The 20,320-nt window shown below is 63.1% G+C and carries 17 protein-coding genes and 1 pseudogene; 12 read left to right on the plus strand and 6 right to left on the minus strand.

Annotated features, from left to right (window positions below):
* Positions 1-7: 7 nt before the first annotated feature.
* From AAHB16_RS22310 to AAHB16_RS22350, 9 genes are read left to right on the plus strand one after another with little or no spacing between them, the layout of a single operon-like run.
* The gene (locus AAHB16_RS22310; RefSeq protein ID WP_342052001.1) at positions 8-2,506 is read left to right on the plus strand and encodes a hypothetical protein; all 2,499 of its coding nucleotides are present in this window, start codon (positions 8-10) and stop codon (positions 2,504-2,506) included.
* Positions 2,506-2,889, plus strand: a complete 384-nt coding sequence (locus tag AAHB16_RS22315) for a hypothetical protein (protein WP_342052002.1) — start codon at positions 2,506-2,508, stop codon at positions 2,887-2,889. Before AAHB16_RS22310 ends, AAHB16_RS22315 begins: the two co-directional genes overlap by 1 nt.
* Positions 2,879-4,528, plus strand: a complete 1,650-nt coding sequence (gene terL / locus AAHB16_RS22320; protein ID WP_342052003.1) for a phage terminase large subunit — start codon at positions 2,879-2,881, stop codon at positions 4,526-4,528. The genes AAHB16_RS22315 and terL overlap by 11 nt, the downstream gene beginning before the upstream one ends.
* Positions 4,529-4,571: 43 nt before the next feature.
* Positions 4,572-6,920, plus strand: a complete 2,349-nt coding sequence (locus AAHB16_RS22325; RefSeq protein WP_342052004.1) for a hypothetical protein — start codon at positions 4,572-4,574, stop codon at positions 6,918-6,920.
* Between the two features lie 2 nt (positions 6,921-6,922).
* On the plus strand, positions 6,923-7,765 hold the full coding sequence (locus AAHB16_RS22330; RefSeq protein ID WP_342052005.1) for a hypothetical protein: 843 nt from the start codon (positions 6,923-6,925) through the stop codon (positions 7,763-7,765).
* Positions 7,766-7,791: 26 nt separating this feature from the next.
* Positions 7,792-8,118: a hypothetical protein gene (locus tag AAHB16_RS22335; protein WP_342052006.1), complete on the plus strand. Its 327-nt coding sequence runs from the start codon at positions 7,792-7,794 to the stop codon at positions 8,116-8,118.
* Positions 8,115-8,405, plus strand: coding sequence for a DUF7940 domain-containing protein (locus AAHB16_RS22340; protein ID WP_342052007.1), 291 nt, complete (start codon positions 8,115-8,117; stop codon positions 8,403-8,405). The genes AAHB16_RS22335 and AAHB16_RS22340 overlap by 4 nt, the downstream gene beginning before the upstream one ends.
* Positions 8,386-8,883 carry a glycoside hydrolase family 24 protein gene (locus AAHB16_RS22345; protein WP_342052008.1) on the plus strand — a complete coding sequence of 166 codons (498 nt, stop codon included), beginning with the start codon at positions 8,386-8,388 and terminating at the stop codon, positions 8,881-8,883. Before AAHB16_RS22340 ends, AAHB16_RS22345 begins: the two co-directional genes overlap by 20 nt.
* On the plus strand, positions 8,880-9,194 hold the full coding sequence (locus AAHB16_RS22350; protein ID WP_342052009.1) for a hypothetical protein: 315 nt from the start codon (positions 8,880-8,882) through the stop codon (positions 9,192-9,194). Before AAHB16_RS22345 ends, AAHB16_RS22350 begins: the two co-directional genes overlap by 4 nt.
* Before the next feature lie 239 nt (positions 9,195-9,433).
* On the opposite strand, the gene AAHB16_RS22355 is transcribed toward AAHB16_RS22350, so the two are convergent.
* The 6 genes from AAHB16_RS22355 to oxlT all read right to left on the minus strand — a co-directional run bounded on the left by AAHB16_RS22355 (position 9,434) and on the right by oxlT (position 15,781).
* Positions 9,434-9,883 (minus strand): hypothetical protein, encoded by a 450-nt coding sequence (locus AAHB16_RS22355; RefSeq protein ID WP_342052010.1) that lies wholly within the window; start codon positions 9,881-9,883, stop codon positions 9,434-9,436.
* 280 nt (positions 9,884-10,163) lie between these two features.
* Complete coding sequence (locus tag AAHB16_RS22360; RefSeq protein WP_342052011.1) at positions 10,164-10,979, minus strand: trypsin-like peptidase domain-containing protein; 816 nt, start codon at positions 10,977-10,979, stop codon at positions 10,164-10,166.
* A 63-nt stretch (positions 10,980-11,042) separates the two neighbouring features.
* A complete protein-coding gene (locus tag AAHB16_RS22365) occupies positions 11,043-11,480 on the minus strand; it encodes a hypothetical protein (RefSeq protein ID WP_342052012.1) in 438 nt (145 codons plus the stop codon).
* 255 nt (positions 11,481-11,735) lie between these two features.
* Positions 11,736-12,377: a hypothetical protein gene (locus tag AAHB16_RS22370; RefSeq protein ID WP_150371185.1), complete on the minus strand. Its 642-nt coding sequence runs from the start codon at positions 12,375-12,377 to the stop codon at positions 11,736-11,738.
* A 112-nt stretch (positions 12,378-12,489) separates the two neighbouring features.
* Positions 12,490-14,220, minus strand: a complete 1,731-nt coding sequence (poxB, locus tag AAHB16_RS22375; protein ID WP_150371186.1) for a ubiquinone-dependent pyruvate dehydrogenase — start codon at positions 14,218-14,220, stop codon at positions 12,490-12,492.
* 238 nt (positions 14,221-14,458) lie between these two features.
* Positions 14,459-15,781: an oxalate/formate MFS antiporter gene (gene oxlT / locus AAHB16_RS22380; RefSeq protein WP_342052013.1), complete on the minus strand. Its 1,323-nt coding sequence runs from the start codon at positions 15,779-15,781 to the stop codon at positions 14,459-14,461.
* A gap of 706 nt (positions 15,782-16,487) precedes the next feature.
* Here oxlT and AAHB16_RS22385 point away from each other — a divergent pair.
* The 3 genes and pseudogenes from AAHB16_RS22385 to AAHB16_RS22395 all read left to right on the plus strand — a co-directional run.
* Positions 16,488-17,426: an ABC transporter substrate-binding protein gene (locus AAHB16_RS22385; RefSeq protein WP_342052014.1), complete on the plus strand. Its 939-nt coding sequence runs from the start codon at positions 16,488-16,490 to the stop codon at positions 17,424-17,426.
* Positions 17,427-17,439: 13 nt separating this feature from the next.
* On the plus strand, positions 17,440-19,035 hold the full coding sequence (locus AAHB16_RS22390) for an amino acid ABC transporter permease/ATP-binding protein (RefSeq protein ID WP_342052015.1): 1,596 nt from the start codon (positions 17,440-17,442) through the stop codon (positions 19,033-19,035).
* Positions 19,022-20,317, plus strand: a pseudogene (locus AAHB16_RS22395) (acetamidase/formamidase family protein); the annotation flags it as partial. The gene AAHB16_RS22390 and the pseudogene AAHB16_RS22395, both read left to right, overlap by 14 nt.
* Positions 20,318-20,320: the final 3 nt, after the last annotated feature.

Raw genomic sequence — 20,320 nt, forward strand, 5'->3', positions numbered from 1 at the left:
CCACACGATGCCAATGAACCCGAAATGCGTGGCCGCCGTCGAACAGGCCGCCGGCCGAACCCTGACCAAATCCGAGATTCGCAAGATCGAGGATCGTATCTCCGCCACTATGCGGCGCATGGCGAGGACCGAGCCGAACTGGAAATCTATGCCCCGGGATGCACGCGTGCTCGCGGCAGCTCAGCGGGCAATGACGGACATCGAGGCCGAGGCGCAACTGAAGGTGACGCGCGCCAGCCTGCAGGTGGTTAAGACGGCCGGCATGGAGAACCGCATCGCGGACCTGATGGCACACTTCAGCGACAGCCGCACCAAGGCCTTCATGCGCGAGATGGACCTGACGTCGCAATACATCGAGGGCGTGAAGCGCGAGAACCTGTCGGCGCTGATGGATCTGCTCGACGCGGCGGAGAGCCGAGAGGGGGCGAGCGTTGCGCGACGCGGGCTCATGTTCCTTTTCGACGCCGAGAATCCGGGTATGACGCGAGACCTTGCGGTTGAGGTGATCTCCGGCGCCAAAGGCCAGACAGGCAATGCGCTCGCGCAGAAGGGCGCCAAGGCATGGCTCGACACAATTGAGCAGATGCGGCAGCGCTTCAATGCCGCGGGCGGCGATGTCCGGCAGCTCGACTATGGCTACTTGCCCCAGCCGCATGACAGCATCAAGGTTCGAGGCGACGGGAGCACCAACGCGCGGGACAAATGGGCACAGGAAACGCTGCCGCTTCTCGACAGGGGCCAGTACCTGCAAGAGGATGGCACCCATATGACGGACGTGCAGGTGCTCGCATTCCTCCGGGAGGCGTGGACGACGATCTCGACGGACGGCCTGAACAAGACAGAACCAGGGAAACGACCGGCCGCCGGAAGCAGCGCGCGCGCGAACGCCGGCAGCGAGGCGCGTCAGATTCACTATCGGGATGGTGAGGCCTATCTCGAGTACATGGGCAAGTACGGCGCCGGCACGATGTATGACGCGATGGTCGGCCATGTCGGTCGGCTCTCCCGCGACGTCGGCCTGGTCGAGCGATACGGGCCCAACCCGAATCAGCAGTTTCGGCTGCAGAACGATCTCGCGGTACGAGAGGATGGCGAGCGCAGCTGGATCAAGGTAGGGCCGCAGGGCCTTTGGAACGTCCTGTCGGGCGTCGCTTCGTCTCCGCAGCACGGTAATCTCGCGCAGATCGCCCAGCATGCGCGCAATGTGCAGGTCTTCGGCAAGCTCGGCGGGGCGTTGGTGACCAGCCTGACGGACATTCCGTCTTACTTCGTCACCACCGGGTTCAACAACCTCAACTACTGGGAGGCGCTGCGCAACATCCCGCGTCAGCTTGACGCTGACACTCGCGACTTCCTGTCGGCGCACGGCATCATCGCCGAGTCGATGGCATCGGACTTGTCGCGGTGGAGCGGCGATAACCTCGGCGGCACGTGGTCGGGCAGATTGGCGAACAGCACGATGAAGCTTTCGTTCCTGAACTTCTGGACCGACACGCTGCGGCGCGCCTTCTCGATGACCATGATGGGCGGCATGGCCAAGCTGTCGAAGACCGACTGGAAAGGGTTGGGCGAGTACGACCGCTGGCGCATGACCAGCAAGGGCATCACGGAAGCCGACTGGGACATTATCCGCGAGGCGCAGCTGACCAGCTACAACGGCAAGGAGTTCCTGACGCCCGAATCGATTCGGGCCGCGGGGAACCCGCGTGCCAATGAGGTCGTGGCCAAAGTGCTCGGGCTGATCACCGACGAATCGGAGTATGCGGTGCTGAACCCCGATCTGAATACCAAGGCGCTGGCGTCATGGGGCGGCAAGCAGCGCGGCACTGTGGATGGTGAGCTCGCGCGGTCGGTGATGCAGTTCAAGTCGTTCCCCATCGCGATGATCTCGCGCCATTGGGGGCGCGTGCTCGATACTCCGGGCGGACTGGAGGGCGCGCCACTCATGGCGAACAAGGCGTTCTACGGCATCGGCATGCTGCTGCTCACCGGAACGATGTTGGGCGGCATCGTGACGCAAACGAAGGAGCTGCTCGCCGGTCGCGACCCCATCGACATGAGCAAACCGAAATTCTGGTTGAAGGCGTTCACGCAGGGCGGCGGCGCCGGCTTCCTTGGTGACGTTCTGCTGCGCGACTCGTCCAGTGACATGAGCCCGCAGCAAGGTCTATTCGAGCTGCTCGGCCCGAATGCCGGGACGCTCGCCCAGCTCTATGAACTCACGAAGGGAAACATCGACGAAGCGACTGCTGGCAAGGACACGCACTTCGGTGCTGAGGCGCTGCGGCTGGCGCGCGGGCACACGCCGTACCTGAACATGTGGTACGCCCGGGCGGCCGTCGATCATATCGGCATGCATGCTCTGCAGGAGAGCCTGTCGCCGGGGTATCTGTCGCGCATGCGCCAGCGCGCACGGAAGGAGTGGGACCAAGACTACTGGTGGAAACCCGGAACCGGCGGCCCGGATCGTGCGCCAAACATCGGGGCGGCATTCGGAGATCAGTGATGCGAAAGGATCAATACGAGCGTTTGCAGACGCTCACCGAGAAGCTGACGGACGTGTTTCTCGACGAAGCGAACCCGGAGACGTGGCCTGGTCACGGCATCACCGCTGGCCAGATGGATCAACAGACCCGCGGCGATCGATACTGGGTGAAGAAGAACGCGGCCGCCACGCTCACCGTCATCATGAAGACCACGAGCCTGATCGGCGTGATCCAGCAGCGTAGCGCGGGGGGCTCGGCTGACGGCGTGAGTCCCGATGCGGAAGAACCTGAGTGCCTTGATAGCGAAGTCCGCGCAGCCGAGAAGGAGGCACAACTCCTGCTGAACAAGCTCGGCGGGGCGATCGGCAAGGAAGCCTTCGACAAGCGAGTCCATGGCAAATAAGCGGATCAGCTTTTTGGCCTTCTTCCTGATGTGGGCGAAGGTCATGAACTGGACGGTGCCCACGCTCCATGTCCGCATCTGCCACTGGCTCGAGTTCTGCGACGATCCGGTGCGTGTGCTCATGGTGTTCCGCGGCGCCGCGAAGTCCACGCTTTACGCAGTCTACAAGGCGTGGCAGCTTTATAACGACGGGACGTGGGTGTCGCTCATCTGGGCGGCGGATGGGAAACTCGCGGCGAAACTGACACGTGACACGATCAACGTGCTGCGTCGGCACCCGCTATGCGGAGGCATGCTGCCCACGAAGCCCGGCGCACAGATGTTCTGGGTGACTGGTGCCAACGATGCCCGGAACGCCAGCATGACAGCCGTCGGCGTCAACCAGAACGTGACATCTGCTCGCGCCCGCGACATCGACTACGACGATGTGGAGGTGCCGAAGAACATCAAGACGGCCGACGCACGAGAGAATCTACGCGCGAAGATTCAGGAGGGCACTTTCATTCTCGTGCCAGGCGGGCGCGAAACATACATCGGCACGCCGCACACGCATGACTCGATCTACCCCGAACTGGTAGACGCAGGCGCCACCCTGCTGAAGATCCCGCTATTCGAGGACAGCATCCGCTATGACAAAGGAATGGACACGCGCACGCGCCTGCCATTCCCGTTCGAGCCAGCGGCGGATGGGCTCTATGTGGTCGTCGGCATTCACAAGACGTCCCGCATCCTAAAGGAGGGCCAGGACTATTCGCTCGATGGTCGATGCGTGGTGCTGAATCATCCGGCCGGCGCGGTGGTGGACATCTACGCGCGTTGCGCGTGGCCCGAACGCTTCACGCGCGAAGACATTGCCAGCCGCCGCAAGAAGGTCCGGACGCTCAACTACTGGGACTCGCAATACATGCTTGAAGCCAAGCCCATTACAGAGAGCCGTCTCGATCCGGAATTGATCAAGGCCTACGACATGCACCCGCGCATTGAGTCCGCGAACCGCGCCGTGCGCATGATGCTCGGCTCGGTGCAGATCATGAGTGGCCGCGCCTATTGGGACCCGGCCAAGGGCAAGGTGGGGGGCGACACGTCGGCGTTTTCGCTCATCCTCGACGACGGATATGGCAATCACTACTGGCATGTTGCCCAAGGTCTGACCGGTGAGGCGGCCGTATTCGACGACACCCGCAACACCAGGATCATCGGCGGTCAGGTGATCCAGATCGCAGAACTGGTCCGGCGCTTCAATATTGTCCACGTGACGGTCGAGACTAACGGCCTGGGCGAGTTCATGCCGCAGCTGCTATTGCGTGCGCTGAAGCAGGAAGGGCTCAGGTGCGGCGTGAAGGGCGAACCGGTGAAGGGCAACAAGAACGAGCGCATTCTCGCGGGCCTCGAGCCACCGATGAAGTCCGGCGTGTTGTGGGCGCATGTCGATGTGCTCAACGGCCCGATGTGGGATGAGATGAAGGACTGGAACCCAGCAGTCAAGGAGCAGCCGGACGGCTACCTTGATTCGGGCTCAGGCGCAATCCTGCAGTCGCCTGTGCGCATTAACCACCTTGTCGGGAAACCGACAGCCCATAACGACAAAGATTGGCGGCAATCCGCGGGGGTCCACGAGGTGACCTTCGAGACTGACTAGCGCGCCGACTCCGAGCGGCGCGCTCACACAAAGGCCGCCGCCCATGTCCGTTCCCGATCAGCCCACAATCTTCATTTACACCGGCAACGGTGTAACGACGACCTTTCCCTACGGCTGCTACATCTTGCTGACCGAAGACCTGGTCGTTGCCATCGATGGTGTTGCCCAGACGTCTGGCTTCACCGTGAATGGGGTTGGCAGCCCGACGGGTGGAGCGGTCACTTTCTCGGCGCCGCCGGCGAATGGCGCTCTGGTGCAGATCTACCGCGAGGTCGCGATCGAGCGGCAAACGGACTATCAGCGCAACGGTGACCTCCGCTCCGAGACTCTTAACCGTGATCTCGATCGCATCTGGATGGCGCTGCAGGACAACCGGCGCGACAAGCTCAGCGCGCTGCGCTATCCGATCGCCGAGAACCTGAACGGGATTCTTCCGATCGCCGGCGAGCGCAAAGGCATGTTGCTCGGCTTCAACACGTCGAACGGCCGACATCTCATGGTTCCATTCCCCACATCTATCGGCGCCGGAGATATGCGGGTGGACGAATTCCGTGCCGGCGGTGACTTTGTGCCAGGCACCACCAACATGCTGACGCTCTCGCGCCAGCCCGGCACTCCGGACAATCTCGAGGTGTTCTTCGACACCGCCTTTCAGGGACCAGATACGTGGAATGTCGTCGGCGCTCAACTCACGTTCGACGATCCAATTCCCGTTGGCATCAACACGGTCTGGGCGCGCATCGGCACAACGTTGTCGATCATGACGCCGTCGCCGGATTCCGTCGGGGACGACGAACTCGCCTGGGGGGATTCGCTGTTCAAGGTGGTGAACACACGCGCGGACCTGAAGTCGTTGGACACGACAAGGTACAAACGCGCCTATGTACTCGGCTATGCAGTAGCAGGGGACCGAGGTGCCCTTGGCCCCGTGGTGTTCAGCTCCGCATCCACGGTACCGGATAACGGCGGGTCAGTAACTCAGCCGAACGTTGGCTCGGGCCGATGGCACGTTATTCATCCGGATGAGCTGAATCCCTTCATGTTTGGCGCGAAGGGAGACCGAACCATCACGGACGATACCGACGCGATCCAGCGCTGCTACGACGCGTGCCCGGTCGGTGGCACGATGCGGTTACCGGTTGCACCCGATGGGGGCTATCTTATCTCCGCTCGGCCCGGCGGATATTGCCTGAATTTCTCGCGGCAGGTCAGCATCATCGGCGAGGGGATGTTTTCCGCGCTGAATCCGGTCGCAGGCACCACGGTCCATACGATCTTGCTGAAACCCACACCGAACGCCGGCGTGTATGACGGCATGCGGTGGGAGAACTTTGCGGTTGGCAACCCCTATAACGGTCAGCGCTACGGCCTGAATGGCATCTACATCGATACGACCGTCGCCGGGTCGCAGTTGCCGAAGCCACGCTTCTATGGCCTACAGATCTATCCTAGCGTGAACACAGGTGGGTGGGGCATCCTCCACCAAAACACCACGGCCAACAATCCGAATGGCGGCATGTACGGCGCGGAAATCGATTCCTGCCGCGGCATCGGTGGCGGAATTGCGTTGCTGGAGTCCGGTGACTCGATCACGGTCAAGCGCTGCATCCTGTACGGGCCAAATATTGGCGTCTACGCATCGCTGGTGAACGGCGGTGGTGGCCCCGCCTCACTGCTCACGGTCGAAGACTGCAACATCACCACGACCAACGGCGCGTTCAAATGCGATTCCGGGAACAGCGTCAAATTCCTGCGCAACAACTGCGAGCAGATCGTCCCGTTCCAGAACGGCGGCTTGTACATGATCGATCTGGCTGGCGGCAACGGCACGATGTGGCGACCTGAGATCCGTGGCTGCCATCTTGGCATCTTCACTGGCGTGGCCAACGCCGGTATCGTGCGTTTCAACAACTGCCAAGGCGGCATCCTAGATGACTGTGTCGGGTTAAACGCGAACGCGGGGGCTGTCGGTGCGGTGATCACCAATTCCAACGACATCCAGATCGGCACCATGGACTGGGGCTCGAGCATCACGGCCAAGGTGGTGGATAGCGGCGGCGGCACGATGGGGGTCATCAAGGCCCCGACACTGGTCGGCGGCTGGCTCAATGTGAGCGGTCAGGAAGCCCAATTCGCCAAGGATCTGTCCGGGAACGTCTACATGTCCGGCGCGGTGACGGCCGGCTCGGGCGGCATCTGCACGCTCCCCGCAGGGTTCCGTCCATCGCAGCCGGTACGGTTCGCCGTGTACTCGAACAACGGAGGCCACATCGTCGGTCTGGTCTCGGTGGACACGTCCGGCAACGTCATCATGCTCAGCGGTGGAAGCGTCGTGTTCTCGCTCGACGGCATCCGCTTCCCGGCCTCCAATCTCTCCAGCACTACGGTTTGACCATGCGCAAATTTCTCGCACTCATCCTAATCGCCGCAGGCTTCGCGCATGCGGCCACCTTGTCCCCCATCCAGCTTCTCAATCCGGCCGGGTCCACGGCTGGGCAGGCCATCGTCTCGACCGGGCCTTCGGGCGCGCCCGTGTGGGGTACTGCGGCCGCTGCCGCCATCTCTGGCAATGCGGTTGTCGGCAACACCGCAGGCGCGCCGGCTGTCCCGTTCGGCGTGTCGGTGCCTTCCTGTAGCACGGCGAACAGCGCGCTGAAGTGGACGACCAACACGGGGTTCTCGTGCGGCACGACGTTCGCGCTTACCAGCGGCAACCTGTCGCAGTTTGCGGCAACGACCTCCGCGCAGCTGGCGGGCGTCCTGTCGGATGAGACCGGCACAGGTGTGGCCGTCTTCGGCACGTCGCCCACGATCACCACGCCGAACATCGTCGGCACTGCGACGAACAACAATGCCGCCGCGGGCAGCGTCGGGGAATTCCCGTCGAACCAGGCTACTGTGGCGCTCACGACCGGTACGTCCGCGAACTGCACCAGCGTCAACCTGTCTGCCGGCGACTTCGACGTGGAAGGCAACGTCGAATATGTCGCGGCAGGCGGCACCACGACAACGGTGGCTGTGACTGGCATCAACGATGTCAGCGCGACCGGCGCGGCGGTACCGTTCCGCACCATCAACACCTACACGGCGGCGGCCGGCAGCCTGCAATCGCAGATCGCACCAGTGCGGCGGTACTCGCTCGCTTCCACCACGACGATCTATCTCGTGGCGTTCGCCAATTTTTCGGGCGGCACGCTGACGGCGAACTGTTTCATCCGCGCGCGTCGGTTGCGTTAGCGGTTCGACTTCACCGGGGGACTGAAATGGCAGCACCACAGGAAGGGCCGCGCAAATGGTTCGACGCGACGATCAGCCTGCAATGGCTGGTGGGCGCAGCAATCAGCGCCATTGCCGCGGCCGGCGCTACGGCTGCGGTTTGGTTCAGCCTCGTCGGGCGGGTGCAGGCGCTCGAGTTGAAGGACATCGACCACGCGGCGCACTTCGCGCGCATCGAGGAAAACCTTCGACAGCAGCGACAGGAAACCACCGAGAAGCTCAACGCCATCGGGCAGAACGTCGAGAAGATCCGAGACTACCTGCTCGACAACGCCGCAGGGCAGCGTCCTGAAATAAAACGGTGGACGCGATGAGACGATTCCTTGTGGCCCCATGGGCCGAGATCAAGAAATGGTGGTCGCCAAAGATCGGCGTCATCGGCATCGTCGTGCTCGCCGCAGTGCCTGCGATCGCGGACCAGTGGCCGAACTTCGCGCCTGGCCTGCTTGCGCTGTTCCCGAAGCATGGCGCGCAGTGGGTACCGATCGTCGGCGCGGCGCTCGCGGTTGCGGCCAGGATCATCAGCCAGGCGGCGGTCATCGACGCTTTCCGTCGGCTGTTCCGGAAGAAGGAGGGCGACGATGCCGCGAATCAGCCCTGACGCCGCCGGTGGCCAGAACGTCTGCGCGTTCCTCGACCTGATCGGCTACAGCGAAGACACGGCCACTCGTGCCAACAGTGACGACGGCTACAACGTGAACGTGGGCGGGGCCTTGTTTGATGGCTACCACGAGCACCCGCGTATTGCGGTCAAGACACGCTGGGGATGGTCTGACGCCGCAGGCCGCTACCAGATCATGGCCGCCATCCCGAACGTTATCCGTACCGACACATGGGACTGGGCGAGCCGTGCCTGTAAGGTGTTGGACTTCAGCCCGCTGTCGCAGGACGTCGTGGCCATCTACCTGATCAGGCGCCGCGGCGCGCTCGAAGACATTCGAGCCGGCCGGATCGCCGCTGCGGTGGAGAAGTGTCGAAAGGAATGGGCAAGCCTGCCGGGTGCCGGGTATGGGCAGCGTGAGCACGCGCTTGATCTGCTGATTGATGAATACCGCAAGGCAGGAGGCCGGCTGTCATGACTGCGCTACTCGCCATTCTCGCAAAGGCGTGGCCCGCGCTGCTTGGCGGCCTCGTCGCGCTCGGCGGCCTGCTGGTCGGCTGGGCGCGCCACAAGCAGGCTCAGACCACAGAGGCGCAGGCCGGGCAGAAGGTCGCAGAGGCCGGCGCCAAGGTCGCGCAGATCGAGAGAACCGAAGCGGAGGCGGATGCAACGGCCGCGCGAGCGGAGGTCAACGCCGTCAAGGAGCGAACGAATGTCGAGAACGAGATTGCTGTCGGCGCTGCTGGCGAATCTGCTGACCGCCTGCGCAGCGACTGGTCCCGCGACTGAGCCGGAACCTCGGCTCATCACCAATACGCGCGTGATCGATACCGGCTGTCAGACCTTCAAGCCGGTCTATATCAGCAAGGCGGACGTGCTGACGAAAGGCACGGCGGACGGCATCCTAGCTAACAACGTGGCGGGGGAGCGCCAATGTGGATGGAAGCCGTCGGGCGAAACCGCAGGGACTAGCCGCACACGGTGAGTGGCGGCGGGACAACTCAAGATTGTGGAGGCATTGGCCAAGTCTATAAGGCTTTGAACAGTAGCAGCCCGCCGAGGATGTCTGCAGCAAATCCAGACCAGCCTAGTATGTCAACTAGTGGAGCTAGCACGGAAACTTTCTGATGGAGCGAAAGGTATGTGCTAGCGTCCGCGTGATCGTCTTGGAGGAGTCCTTCAGCTTCGAGATAGATTTCCATTGTCATCGTCCGCTGCTTGTAGCCCGCAGCCATAGCCAACGTGGCCAAAACAATACCCGCGGCGAATGCGAATGCTGGGCCTACGGTAGCCGCTTTGTCGATACCTGCTTGTTCGGCTGCCGCCCTAAGGGCGAAGGTCGCTGCAATGCCGCCACTACCAACCAAGGCGACATGCTTCAGTGCCTCCAGCGCCCAGGAGTCAGCACTCGCATAGAGGCCAATTCGCTGTGCCACAATGGTTTCAAGCTTCCCCTGCTTATCGTTTTCGTGCCCCACGCTTCGATGCCTCCTGAGGAATTGATCATCGTGGAAGTGTAGCGCGGCGCATAAGAAGTGCTCTGGAATGTGCTGACGAGGAATACGAGGGGCGGCATTTTTGCCAACAACGTCGCCGGCAGAACCCGTGCAGCTGAAAGCGGAGTGGGCGCCGGCAGTCGAAAAAAGAGGGCGCCGCGCACACTTCACCGTGACGCGACGCCGAAGACGACAGGGTGGGGACAGTATCTCGCCGCGCCGCGCGCGCTTCAATTCGATTCTGATGAAGCAGATTCGTAGGTCACTTCGGCGCTTTAGGCATGAACTCGGAATAGCCCGTGATGAGAGGCAAATTGCCCGTGTTGTATGTAAGCGATCCGCCTAGGGCGATAGGCCTCGGGTTTCGATATCCCGCCGCGGTAATGATGTCGTGAACGACCTCCCGCTTCCAGACCATGCCGATGTCAGAGTCGCGATGGATGCGTCCGCTATAGACGCCGAGAAATCGGACAATGCGGCTCTCTCCGATCGTCCACGAACCTCTGCTGTCTAGATAGCTTCCAGCGCGATACGCGACCACGGGTGAACCGGATTGTCCCGATCTCGTATGGCAGCTCACCAGAAACACAGGGAGATTCTCGTAGTTCGCTCCGTGCTCTGATGCCATAAAACCGGTGGACCAAATGGCGAGATTGTCTGAAGCCGTTTTGCCGAAAGGAAAGCCGATTACGCTAACTCCTGCAGTCGGGCCTAGATGGATGTCGGCGTTCATCGTACCTATGTCATAGGGCGCCACGTTCTTTACACCGTCGGCCTTCAGTGGAAGTGCGACGACGTCGGCTCGACTCTTCCACTGCGGGTGCTCAATCCATCTTGGCTCGCTGCCGTCTTCGCCTTGATACAGCTCTTCGATCGTCTCCGTCCAGGCTACGGGATCGGCCGCTGAGACATGATTGATCGCGATGCGATTGGGGATGGCTGCGTTCTTTTCGTCGAGTGGTTGGCCAGTTTGGTTGTCGCGTCCTGTGACGACATGCCTGTTCGTTATGAGAAGCTGCCCTGAAACCCCCTGCACGATGAAGCCCGTAGCTGCGGCCAGCCGCTGGTCATTGAACATTGGACGTAGCAGGACCGATCCGACAGACAGAGGATCGACAAGGATTGGTGGACGATTCATGTTCTAGTTGGCGAGGGTTTTTCGAAAGCGATTGAGCGCCTGGATGTAAGATTCGCATCCCCCGAGGTTGCCCTCGTACTGGCCGTCCCTGATGCGCTCGGCGGCGTCGATCTGCAGCGTGACCTTGCAGTTGTAGTCCACTGGCACATAGGAGGTGCTGATCGTTGAGGCAGAATAGTTGCCGTGGCTACCGGCGGTGTTCATCGTGCCATACGTGGTCGATGGGCTGGTGACCGCGATGAAGCCAGCCGTGGTGCTACCCCACTCAATATACCGCCGGCCGGCGACAGTGCGCTCGCCCGCCGGCATGCCCAGTACGTTGATAGCATCATCAAGCGGTCGGCCGACGAGGCTGTTGAGCCCATCATCGAATTGCCCCCACGTGACACATCCGCCGAGGACCAATACGCCGATCGCGCTGGCGATAGGTACACGAATCATTCGACCCTCCCGTCCTGTGGCGACCACGACGGCCGCCTTGGTGGTGGCTTTTATCTTCCCGGAAGTCGGCGGTCAAGAGGGTCTAGGGCCGCTGTCTGAGAACAATGGGGTAGTTAGTGGGGTACATTTTATATGCGGGGAGAAGCTGGCCGGAAAGCCTTGATAGAAGCGGATTATGCATGCCCCTCTCTCCGCCAGGATTTTCAAATGCCCGCGCAAGCGGGCATTGTCGTTTCTGGATGCCCGGCGCCTTTCTTATGCCGGAGGGTCCTGCTTCGTCTTGGATGTCGATCTTGGTTTTCTGGACCTGTTCGTTGCGGCGAACGTGTCGACTTCGTCGGCGTTGATCTGGAGCCAGACGTTTCTGTCGCGGATGAGGTTGAAGCTTGTGTAGCCGCCCCTGCGCAATGGGGCGAGTGCGGCGGCGAGGCTTTTGCGGACCTTGGGGCAGCGCCACATGGCCAGCGTGCGGGGGTCTACCCCTTCGAAGGGTTTGTCGATGGCGCGATTTGCGAGCCGTCGTCTGGCGGCGGCGACCTCGTTGGGAGGCAGGCCGCGCAGATGTCGCAGGAACCAGATCAGTCCGCACATCGGCGCGGCGAGCAGAAGCAGGACGCTGACGGTTGCTACTTCGCTGCTCGCGCGCGTGCCAAACGACGTCTTCCGCGTTTCGTCTTCCACTTGCAGAAACCTGACGCCGAAGTATCCCGGCTTTACGCCCCTGTGGACCTCCACGCGTAACCGCTTCGTATTGCCGTGGACCGCTGACATCACCGCCGTGAACAAGTCGGTGACGGCCACCAGGGCCGGCACGAGAACGATGGTGTTGGCGTGGCGGCGTGCGGGCACGGGGCCGTCGTAGAAGACCTGAAAGACTTCGATTTCTCGCGTGGCCATCGGTGGGCGCCTTTGGAATGTCGGAAGCCCGATGATGATCGTGGCCGCACTATGCGGCTATCGGAATGCGGCCATTTTTCGAGCGAGTCTTCCGACAACGGCCCGGCAGGTACTACCGCAGCAGATTCGTCTTCGCCAATTCCACCAGTTCGTCCGCGCGGCCGTTCATGACGGCCTTCAGGGCCCACAGGCTGAAGCCCTTGACCTGTTCGGCCTTCAGTGCGGGCGGCATCGCCAGTTCCTGCGTGTTCGTGACCACGTCGAGCAGGGCGGGGCCGTCGTGTTGCAGCATCGCGTCAATGGCGGCCGGGAGGTCGCGCGGGTCTTCCACGCGCTGGCCCCAGATGCCGATGGCGCGGGCCATGGCACCGAAGTCTGGATTGTCGAGGGCGGTGCCGGTCTCCAGCAGGCCCGCGGCTTTCATTTCCAATGCGACGAAACCCAGCACGCTGTTGTTGAAGATCACGACCTTCACGGGCAGCTTCTGCTGCGTGAGCGTGAGGAAGTCGCCCATCATCATCGCAAAGCCGCCGTCGCCGGACATGCTGATGATCTGGCGGCCGGGATAGGCCGATTGCGCGCCGATGGCCTGCGGCAGGGCGTTGGCCATCGAGCCGTGCGCGAGCGAGCCGATCAGCCGGCGCTTGCCGTTCATGCGCAGATAGCGGGCCGCCCAGATCGTCGGGGTGCCGACGTCGAACGTGAAGACGGCATCTTCCGACGCCTTCTCGCTCAGTAGCCGCGCGACATGCTGCGGGTGGATCGGCTTGCGGCCGCTGTCGCCGCTGGCCAGGTCGTCGAGCTCCTTGCGCGCGCTGCGATAGTGGCGCACGCACGCATCGAGGTATGTGGTGTCGGTCTTCGCGGTCAGCAACGGTTGCAGCGCATCGAGCGTGGCGCCGACATCGCCGACGAGGCCGAGATCGAGTCGCGTGCGCCGGCCCAGATTCTCCGCGCGGACATCGATCTGGATGACCCTCGCATGCGACGGATAGAACTGCCGATACGGGAAATCGGTCCCGAGCATCAGCAGCGTGTCGCAGTTCTCCATCGCGTGATAGCCCGAGCTGAAGCCGATCAACCCGGTCATGCCGACATCGTACGGATTGTCGTACTCGATATATTCCTTGCCCCCCAGCGCATGCACGATGGGCGCCTTCAGCGTTTCGGCAAGACGCACGACCTGATCGTGGCTGCCCGCGCAGCCTCGCCCGCACAGCATCGTGACCTTGCCGCTGTCCGCGAGCATCTGCGCCAGCGTGGTCAGCGACGCCTGGTCGGGTACGACCACCGGCTCTTTCGGGATCAGTGCGGCCGGCGCGGACATGCCTGCGGACACCTGCCGCAGCGCCACGTCGCCGGGAATCACGACGACCGCGACGCCACGCTTGCCGACGGCCGTGCGGATGGCCGTCTCCAGCACACCGGGCAACTGATCGACGCTCGTGACGAGCTCGCAGTAGTGACTGCATTCGCGGAACAGGTTCTCCGGATGCGTCTCCTGAAAATAGTTGCGGCCGATCTCGGCACTCGGGATATGCGCGGCGATCGCCAGCACCGGCACCCGCGATCGATGGCAATCGAACAGGCCGTTGATCAGATGCAGGTTGCCCGGCCCGCAACTGCCCGCGCACACGGCGAGGTCGCCGGTCAGATGCGCCTCGGCGCCCGCGGCAAATGCGGCCGCTTCTTCATGGCGCGTGTGGATCCAGTCGATGTCCTCGCGTTTGCGCAGCGATTCCGTAATGCCGTTGAGGCTGTCGCCGACGACGCCATAGATGCGCTGTACACCGGCATTGGCGAGGACGGCGGTGATGAGATCGGCTGCGAGGGTGGCGGGCATGCTGGCTCCTTGATGACTGGCAATCGACGGTGTGCGGCAAAGGCGGTCTGGAAGTGTCGACGCGCGGGGGCGCGCCGGAGTTCCGTACCGGCGTCCCGCCCGCACGATGTTTCACTGTAGTGTCTGCCGAGGCGGTTCGTTGTCGCGTGTGGGACGCATTGGCCGTAAAGCGTGCCGGACATAAAAAAAGCGGGCTTTTCGCGAAGCCCGCTTTTTGTCTGGATTGCCGCCTGCAGTATCAGGCGCCCACGCGTGCCCCCGCCGATGTGGTGGCCGCCTCCGAGGCGAACAGCCGTTTCGACGATGCCACGTGGCTGGCCAGCACCGGTCTCAGTACCGTGAAGGCGAGGAAGGCCGCGGTCAGGTCCATCGCGGCGACGGTGTAGAGCACCGTCGACCACGTGCCCGTGGCTTCCATCATCAGGTTGCCGATCGGCACGAACAGTGCGCCGATGCCCTTCGCCGTGTAGAGCACGCCGTAGATCTTGCCGATGTGCTTGGTGCCGAATGCATCGCCGGCCAGCGCGGAGAACAGCGAGTACACCTCGCCCCACGCCAGGAACACGACGCCGGACAGGATCAGGAACGCGTACGGATTGCTGCCCCAGTAGCCAAGCGCGATGATGCCGAAGCCTTCGAGCGTGAACGCGATGACCATCGTTTTCTCTCGGCCGATGTTGTCCGAGATCCAGCCGAACAGCGGACGCGAGATACCGTTCATGATGCGGTCCAGCATCAGCGCGAGCGGCAGCGCGGCCATCACGAAGAAGTGCAGGTCGACCTGGAACTCCTTGACGCCGAGGTCCTTCGCGATGACGCCGAGCTGCGCCACGGCCATCATGCCGCCCGTGACCACGAGCACGAACATGACGAGCATCAGCCAGAACAGCTTGGTGCTCATGGCCTCCTTGAGCGTGTAGTCGCGCGTGGCCTGTGCCAGCTTGCTCGATGCGCGGACCTCGGTAGCCTTCGGTGCACGCAGGAACCAGGCCGCGACGAACGCGATGGAGCCCTGCAGCAGCCCGAAGAACAGGAAGGTTTCCTGGTAGCCGGCCGATTCGATCATCGACGCGATGGGCAGGATCGTCGCCGCGGAGCCTGCGCCGTAGCCGCCCGCCGTGAGGCCGACCGCGAGACCGCGCCGGTCCGGGAACCATTTGAGCGCGTTGTTGATACAGGTGGCGTAGATCGAGCCCACGCCGATACCGCCGACGGCCGCGCCGACATAGAAGCCCATGAGCGTGGTGGCCTGCGCGTTGATGACCCATGCCGTGCCGATCATGATGGCGCCGAACGCGACCATCAGCCGTGGCCCGAACTTGTCGATAAAGTAGCCCTCGATCGGTGCCAGCCACGTCTGCACGAGTACGAACAGCGTGAAGGCGACCTGGATCTGCGCGCGAGGCCAGCCGTAGGTTTCCTCGATTTCCGGGACGAACAGCGTCCAGGCGTACTGAATGTTGGCCGTGGCCACCATGCAGACCACGCCCGCGATCAGCTGGAGCCACCGCTTGTTGTCCGTTGGCTGGTTGGGGGAGAGCGTTGCCGATGCGTTATTCATGTCTCGATGTCTCCTATATTGATGGCGATAACCGTTGATTAATCGGCATCAATCGGAAGACGATCGAAAACCAATCGAAATCAATCGGGAATTCGCACGCGAAGTAAATCGCGGCAAACGCCTTTTATGTGGGTGCATAGGAATTGCCGATCCCTCTCGCATTGCAGGCAAAACGGTGTCCTGGCCACTCCATTGGGTGGCTGTTGCCTTCTCGCGGGTGCAGCATTAACAAAATGCGTGGGGAACGGCTACACAGTATGTGATATACCAGCGAAGAGCAAGATAAAGCCGTGGCAGGGTTTTCACCAAATGAGGGGATTATTCCGCGATTAAATGGATATTATCCGTTCACGCCGTTACGGAATAAATTGGCAAAAAAAATGCCCGCGGGCCGGCCTGCGGGCTGAGTCGTGCGATGTGACACCAGTCCACGGCACGTTTCTCCTTTATAAATGAAACGCGTACGCCTGCGGGAGGTTTTTTCATTACATTTTGGCAATGTAGCGAAGGGTATTAACATTACAGCTTTGTCATAATCGAACATTACAAAACTGTCAGAAATGGATCGGGTAATGGCGGGCGGTGCGGACAAGAACTCGTGCGCCTCCAGACAAGTCTCCTGGCGACGGGTTTTTTAGACTCCGGAAAGCGGTAGCCGGGGCGGACAACGGTGTTCGCCGGGGCCGCAACAAGGGAGTCCTGAGCCATGAAGAGCCTGTTCGCCGCCTTCCGTTGCGGCATCCACCGCGGCATCCGTCGCACCCTCATGCTTGCGTGCGCGATCGGTACCGGCGGCATGCTGACCCTGTCCAGCGCGCCGGTCCATGCCGAGGCATTCACGCCGCCCGCGGCCGAATGCGCAGCGCTGCAGGCCAGGTACCCGCAGTTCAAGGGCAAGACGCTGGTCAACGCCATCAATCCGCATACGCCCGGCTACGAAACGATCGATCCGAAAGACCCGAGCCGCTATATCGGCTTCGATATCGACCTCGGCGAAACGCTCGGCGCCTGCCTCGGCTTCAAGGTCACGTACAAGCCGGTGACGTTCGCGGCGCTGCTGACCACGCTGCAGGCGGGCCAGGCGGACTTCGTCATCTCCGATATCTACGCGACCGAAGAGCGCGCGAAGGCGGCGGACTTCATCACGTACTCGAAGGTGTTCGACGGCGTGCTCGTGGCCAAGGGCAATCCGAAGAAGATCACGGGTATCAACGCATCGTTGTGCGGCACGGTGGCGGCCGAGAACACCGGTTACGTCGAGGTGCCGCTGATCCAGGCGCTGGCCGCGCAATGCAAGGCGCAGGGCAAGCCCGAGCCGCAGGTGCAGCTGTACGACAACAACCAGAGCTGCATCCAGGCGATTCTCGCAGGCCGTGCGGACACGTATATCAACGACGTGAACACGGTGGATGGCGCGGTCAAGGCGTATCCGGACAAGCTCGAGAAGGCGATCGCCGTGACGATTCCGTACTCGGTGGGCATCGCCGTGCCGAAGAACAAGACCGATTTCCGCGAGGCGATGATGGCCGCGCTGGTGGTGCTGCAGAAATCCGGCGTGCAGACCGCGATGCTCAAGAAGAACAACCTGCCCGAGGAGAATCTCGAGGCGCCGCGCCTCGTGCTCGCCAACAGCGCGGCCAAGTAACGACGCGCCCGCGATGGAACTGTTCTTCCATTACCTGACGCTGCCGTACCTGCTGGCCGGTGCCGAGTTCACGCTCGGCGCGACGGCGATCGGCCTGGTGGGCGGCACGCTGATCGGGCTCGTACTCGCGGCGATGCAGCTGAGCCGCTTTCGTCCGCTGGCGACGTTCGCGCGCGGCTACGCGGTGATCTTTCGCGGCACGCCGCTGATCCTGCAGATGGTATTCGTCTACGACGCGCTGCCGCATGTGGGCATCAAGCTGCCGGGTCTGCTGGCGGCGGGCGTGGCGCTGGCGTTCAACGAGGCGACGTTCATCGCGGAGATGTTCCGGGCCGGCGTGCTCGGCGTGGATCGCGGGCAGCTGTCGGCCGGGCAGGCGCTCGGCATGACACCGTCCGTGCTGATGCGCCGGATCGTCGCGCCGCAGGCGCTGCGCGCGATGATCCCGGCGATGGGCAACGAGGCCGTGAGCACGCTCAAGAACTCGTCGCTGGCCTCGGTGATCGCGGTGCAGGAACTCACGCTGCGCAGCACGCAGCTGGCGTCATCGACGTTCGATTTCTTCTCGATCTTCTTTGCGTCGGGTGTCATGTACCTCGTGCTGACGGGCGCGGTCGGGCTCGTGCAGGTGGCGCTCGAATCGCGGTTCGATCTGGAGAAGCATGGCACGCGGACCGGCATCGCGCGGTGGCTGCCATGGGTGAGGGCCCAGAGCGTGGTGGCCGTACAGCCGCCCGTGATGCCCGCACAGGCGTCGGCAGAGGCCGTCATCGCGAGGGCGGACGGGCTGCCGGACGCCGCGGCAGCCGTGGCGGCCCGCGCGCAGCGTCTGGCGCAGGCGCCCGTGGCGGTGCGCGTCAACGGCGTCACGAAAGCCTACGGCGCGCAGGCCGTGCTGACCGACCTGAGCCTGACCATCGGCGAAGGCGAGGTGGTGGCGTTGCTCGGGCCCAGCGGATCGGGCAAGAGCACGCTGCTGCGCTGTATCAACCATCTGGAAGGATGGGATGGCGGCCATATCCACGTGCACGGCAAGCGCCTCGGTTACCGGCCCGACGGGCAACTGATGCGGCCCGCCGATCTGGCGCGCGAGCGCGCGAGCCTTGGCGTGGGCATGGTGTTCCAGCAATTCAACCTGTTCGCGCATCTGACCGCGCGCGAGAACATCGCGGGACCGCTGCGGTGGGTGCATGGATGGTCCGACGAAGCGGCCGACGCGCGCGCGCTGGGCCTGCTCGAACGCGTGGGGCTGTCGCACCGCGCCGACGCGCTGCCGCGGCATATGTCGGGCGGCCAGCAGCAGCGCGTGGCCATCGCGCGCGCGCTGGCGCCCCATCCGCGCGTGCTGCTGCTCGACGAGCCGACGTCCGCGCTGGATCCGGAACGCGTCAACGAGGTGCTCGACGTCATCCGCACGCTCGCGCGCGAGGACGGACTCACGATGATCATCTCGACGCACCAGCTGCGCTTTGCCGCGGAAGTGGCGGACCGCGTGGTGTTCCTGGCCGACGGCCGCATCATCGAGAGCGGACCCGCGCGGCAGGTGCTGACGCAACCGTCGCATCCGCAGACCGCGCGATTCCTGAGCGTGATGACCGCGGACGCCTGAATCTTTCCAGCCATATCATTCAAATCGAACCATGAAGCAGCATACTCTTCGCGTGTCGCCGCAGACCGTGCACTGGGGCTATTTCAGCAAGGCCGTCGCCCCGTCGCTGACGGTGCGATCGGGCGATCGCGTCACGATCGAAACGCTCACACACCATGCCAACGACGACTATGAACGCATGATCGCGGGCGACCCCGGCGCGGAGTCGGTGTTCGCCTGGACGCGCGAGCACAAGGCGATATCGCGCCGGGGCGCGGGGCCCACCACGGGCACGTTCCAGTACGGCGAAGGCGAGGGCGTCGGCGTGCATCTGCTGACGGGACCCGTGGCGATCGAGGGCGCGGAGCCCGGCGACGTGCTCGAGGTGCGCATCCTCGACGTGCGGCCGCGGCCCAGCTGCAGCGCCTGCTTTGCCGGGCGATGCTTCGGATCGAACGCGGCCGCGTCGTGGGGCTTTCATTACCGCGATCTGATCGAGGAGCCCAAGCCCCGCGAGGTCATCACGATCTTCGAACTCGATACGTCGGGCGAGCCCTATGCGCGCGCGGTCTACAACTACATCTGGACGCCGCAGACCGATCCCGATGGCGTGGTGCATCCCACGATCGACTATCCGGGCGTGCGCGTCGACCATAGCCTGGTGCGCAAGCGCGAGAACATCCTGCGCGATGTGAAGGTGCCCGCGCGGCTGCACTTCGGCACGATGGGCCTCGCGCCCTCGGAGTCCGATTTCGTGAGCTCGATTCCGCCGAGTTATACCGGCGGCAATATCGATGACTGGCGCGTCGGCAAGGGCGCGCGCATGTACTATCCGGTGGCCGTGGCCGGCGCGTTCTTCTCGGTGGGCGATCCGCATGCGGCGCAGGGCGACAGCGAGCTCGGCGGCACCGCGATCGAAACGTCGCTGACCGGCGATTTCGAGTTCGTGCTGCACAAGAAGAACCAGCTGGAGGGCACGATCCTCGAGGGGCTCGATCATCCGATGCTCGAGACCGACGAGCAGTGGTCGGTGTACGGCTTCACGTTCCCGAACTATCTGGCGGCGCTGGGCCCCGATGCGCAGACCGCCGTGGCGCAGCACTCGTCGCTGGACCAGGCCATGCGCGATGCGTTCCGCAAGCTGCGGCGCTTTCTGATGCAGGTGCATAGGCTCAGCGAGGACGAGGCCATTGCGCTGCTATCGGTGGCGGCCGATTTCGGGGTGACGCAGGTGGTGGATGCGAACTGGGGCGTGCATGGCTCGATCCGCAAGGAGGTGTTTGGGCGGCAGTTCGGCCGATAGCCC

Origin of the sequence: Cupriavidus sp. OTU4054, assembly GCF_038440175.1 — a bacterium.
Lineage (GTDB): Bacteria > Pseudomonadota > Gammaproteobacteria > Burkholderiales > Burkholderiaceae > Cupriavidus > Cupriavidus pauculus_D.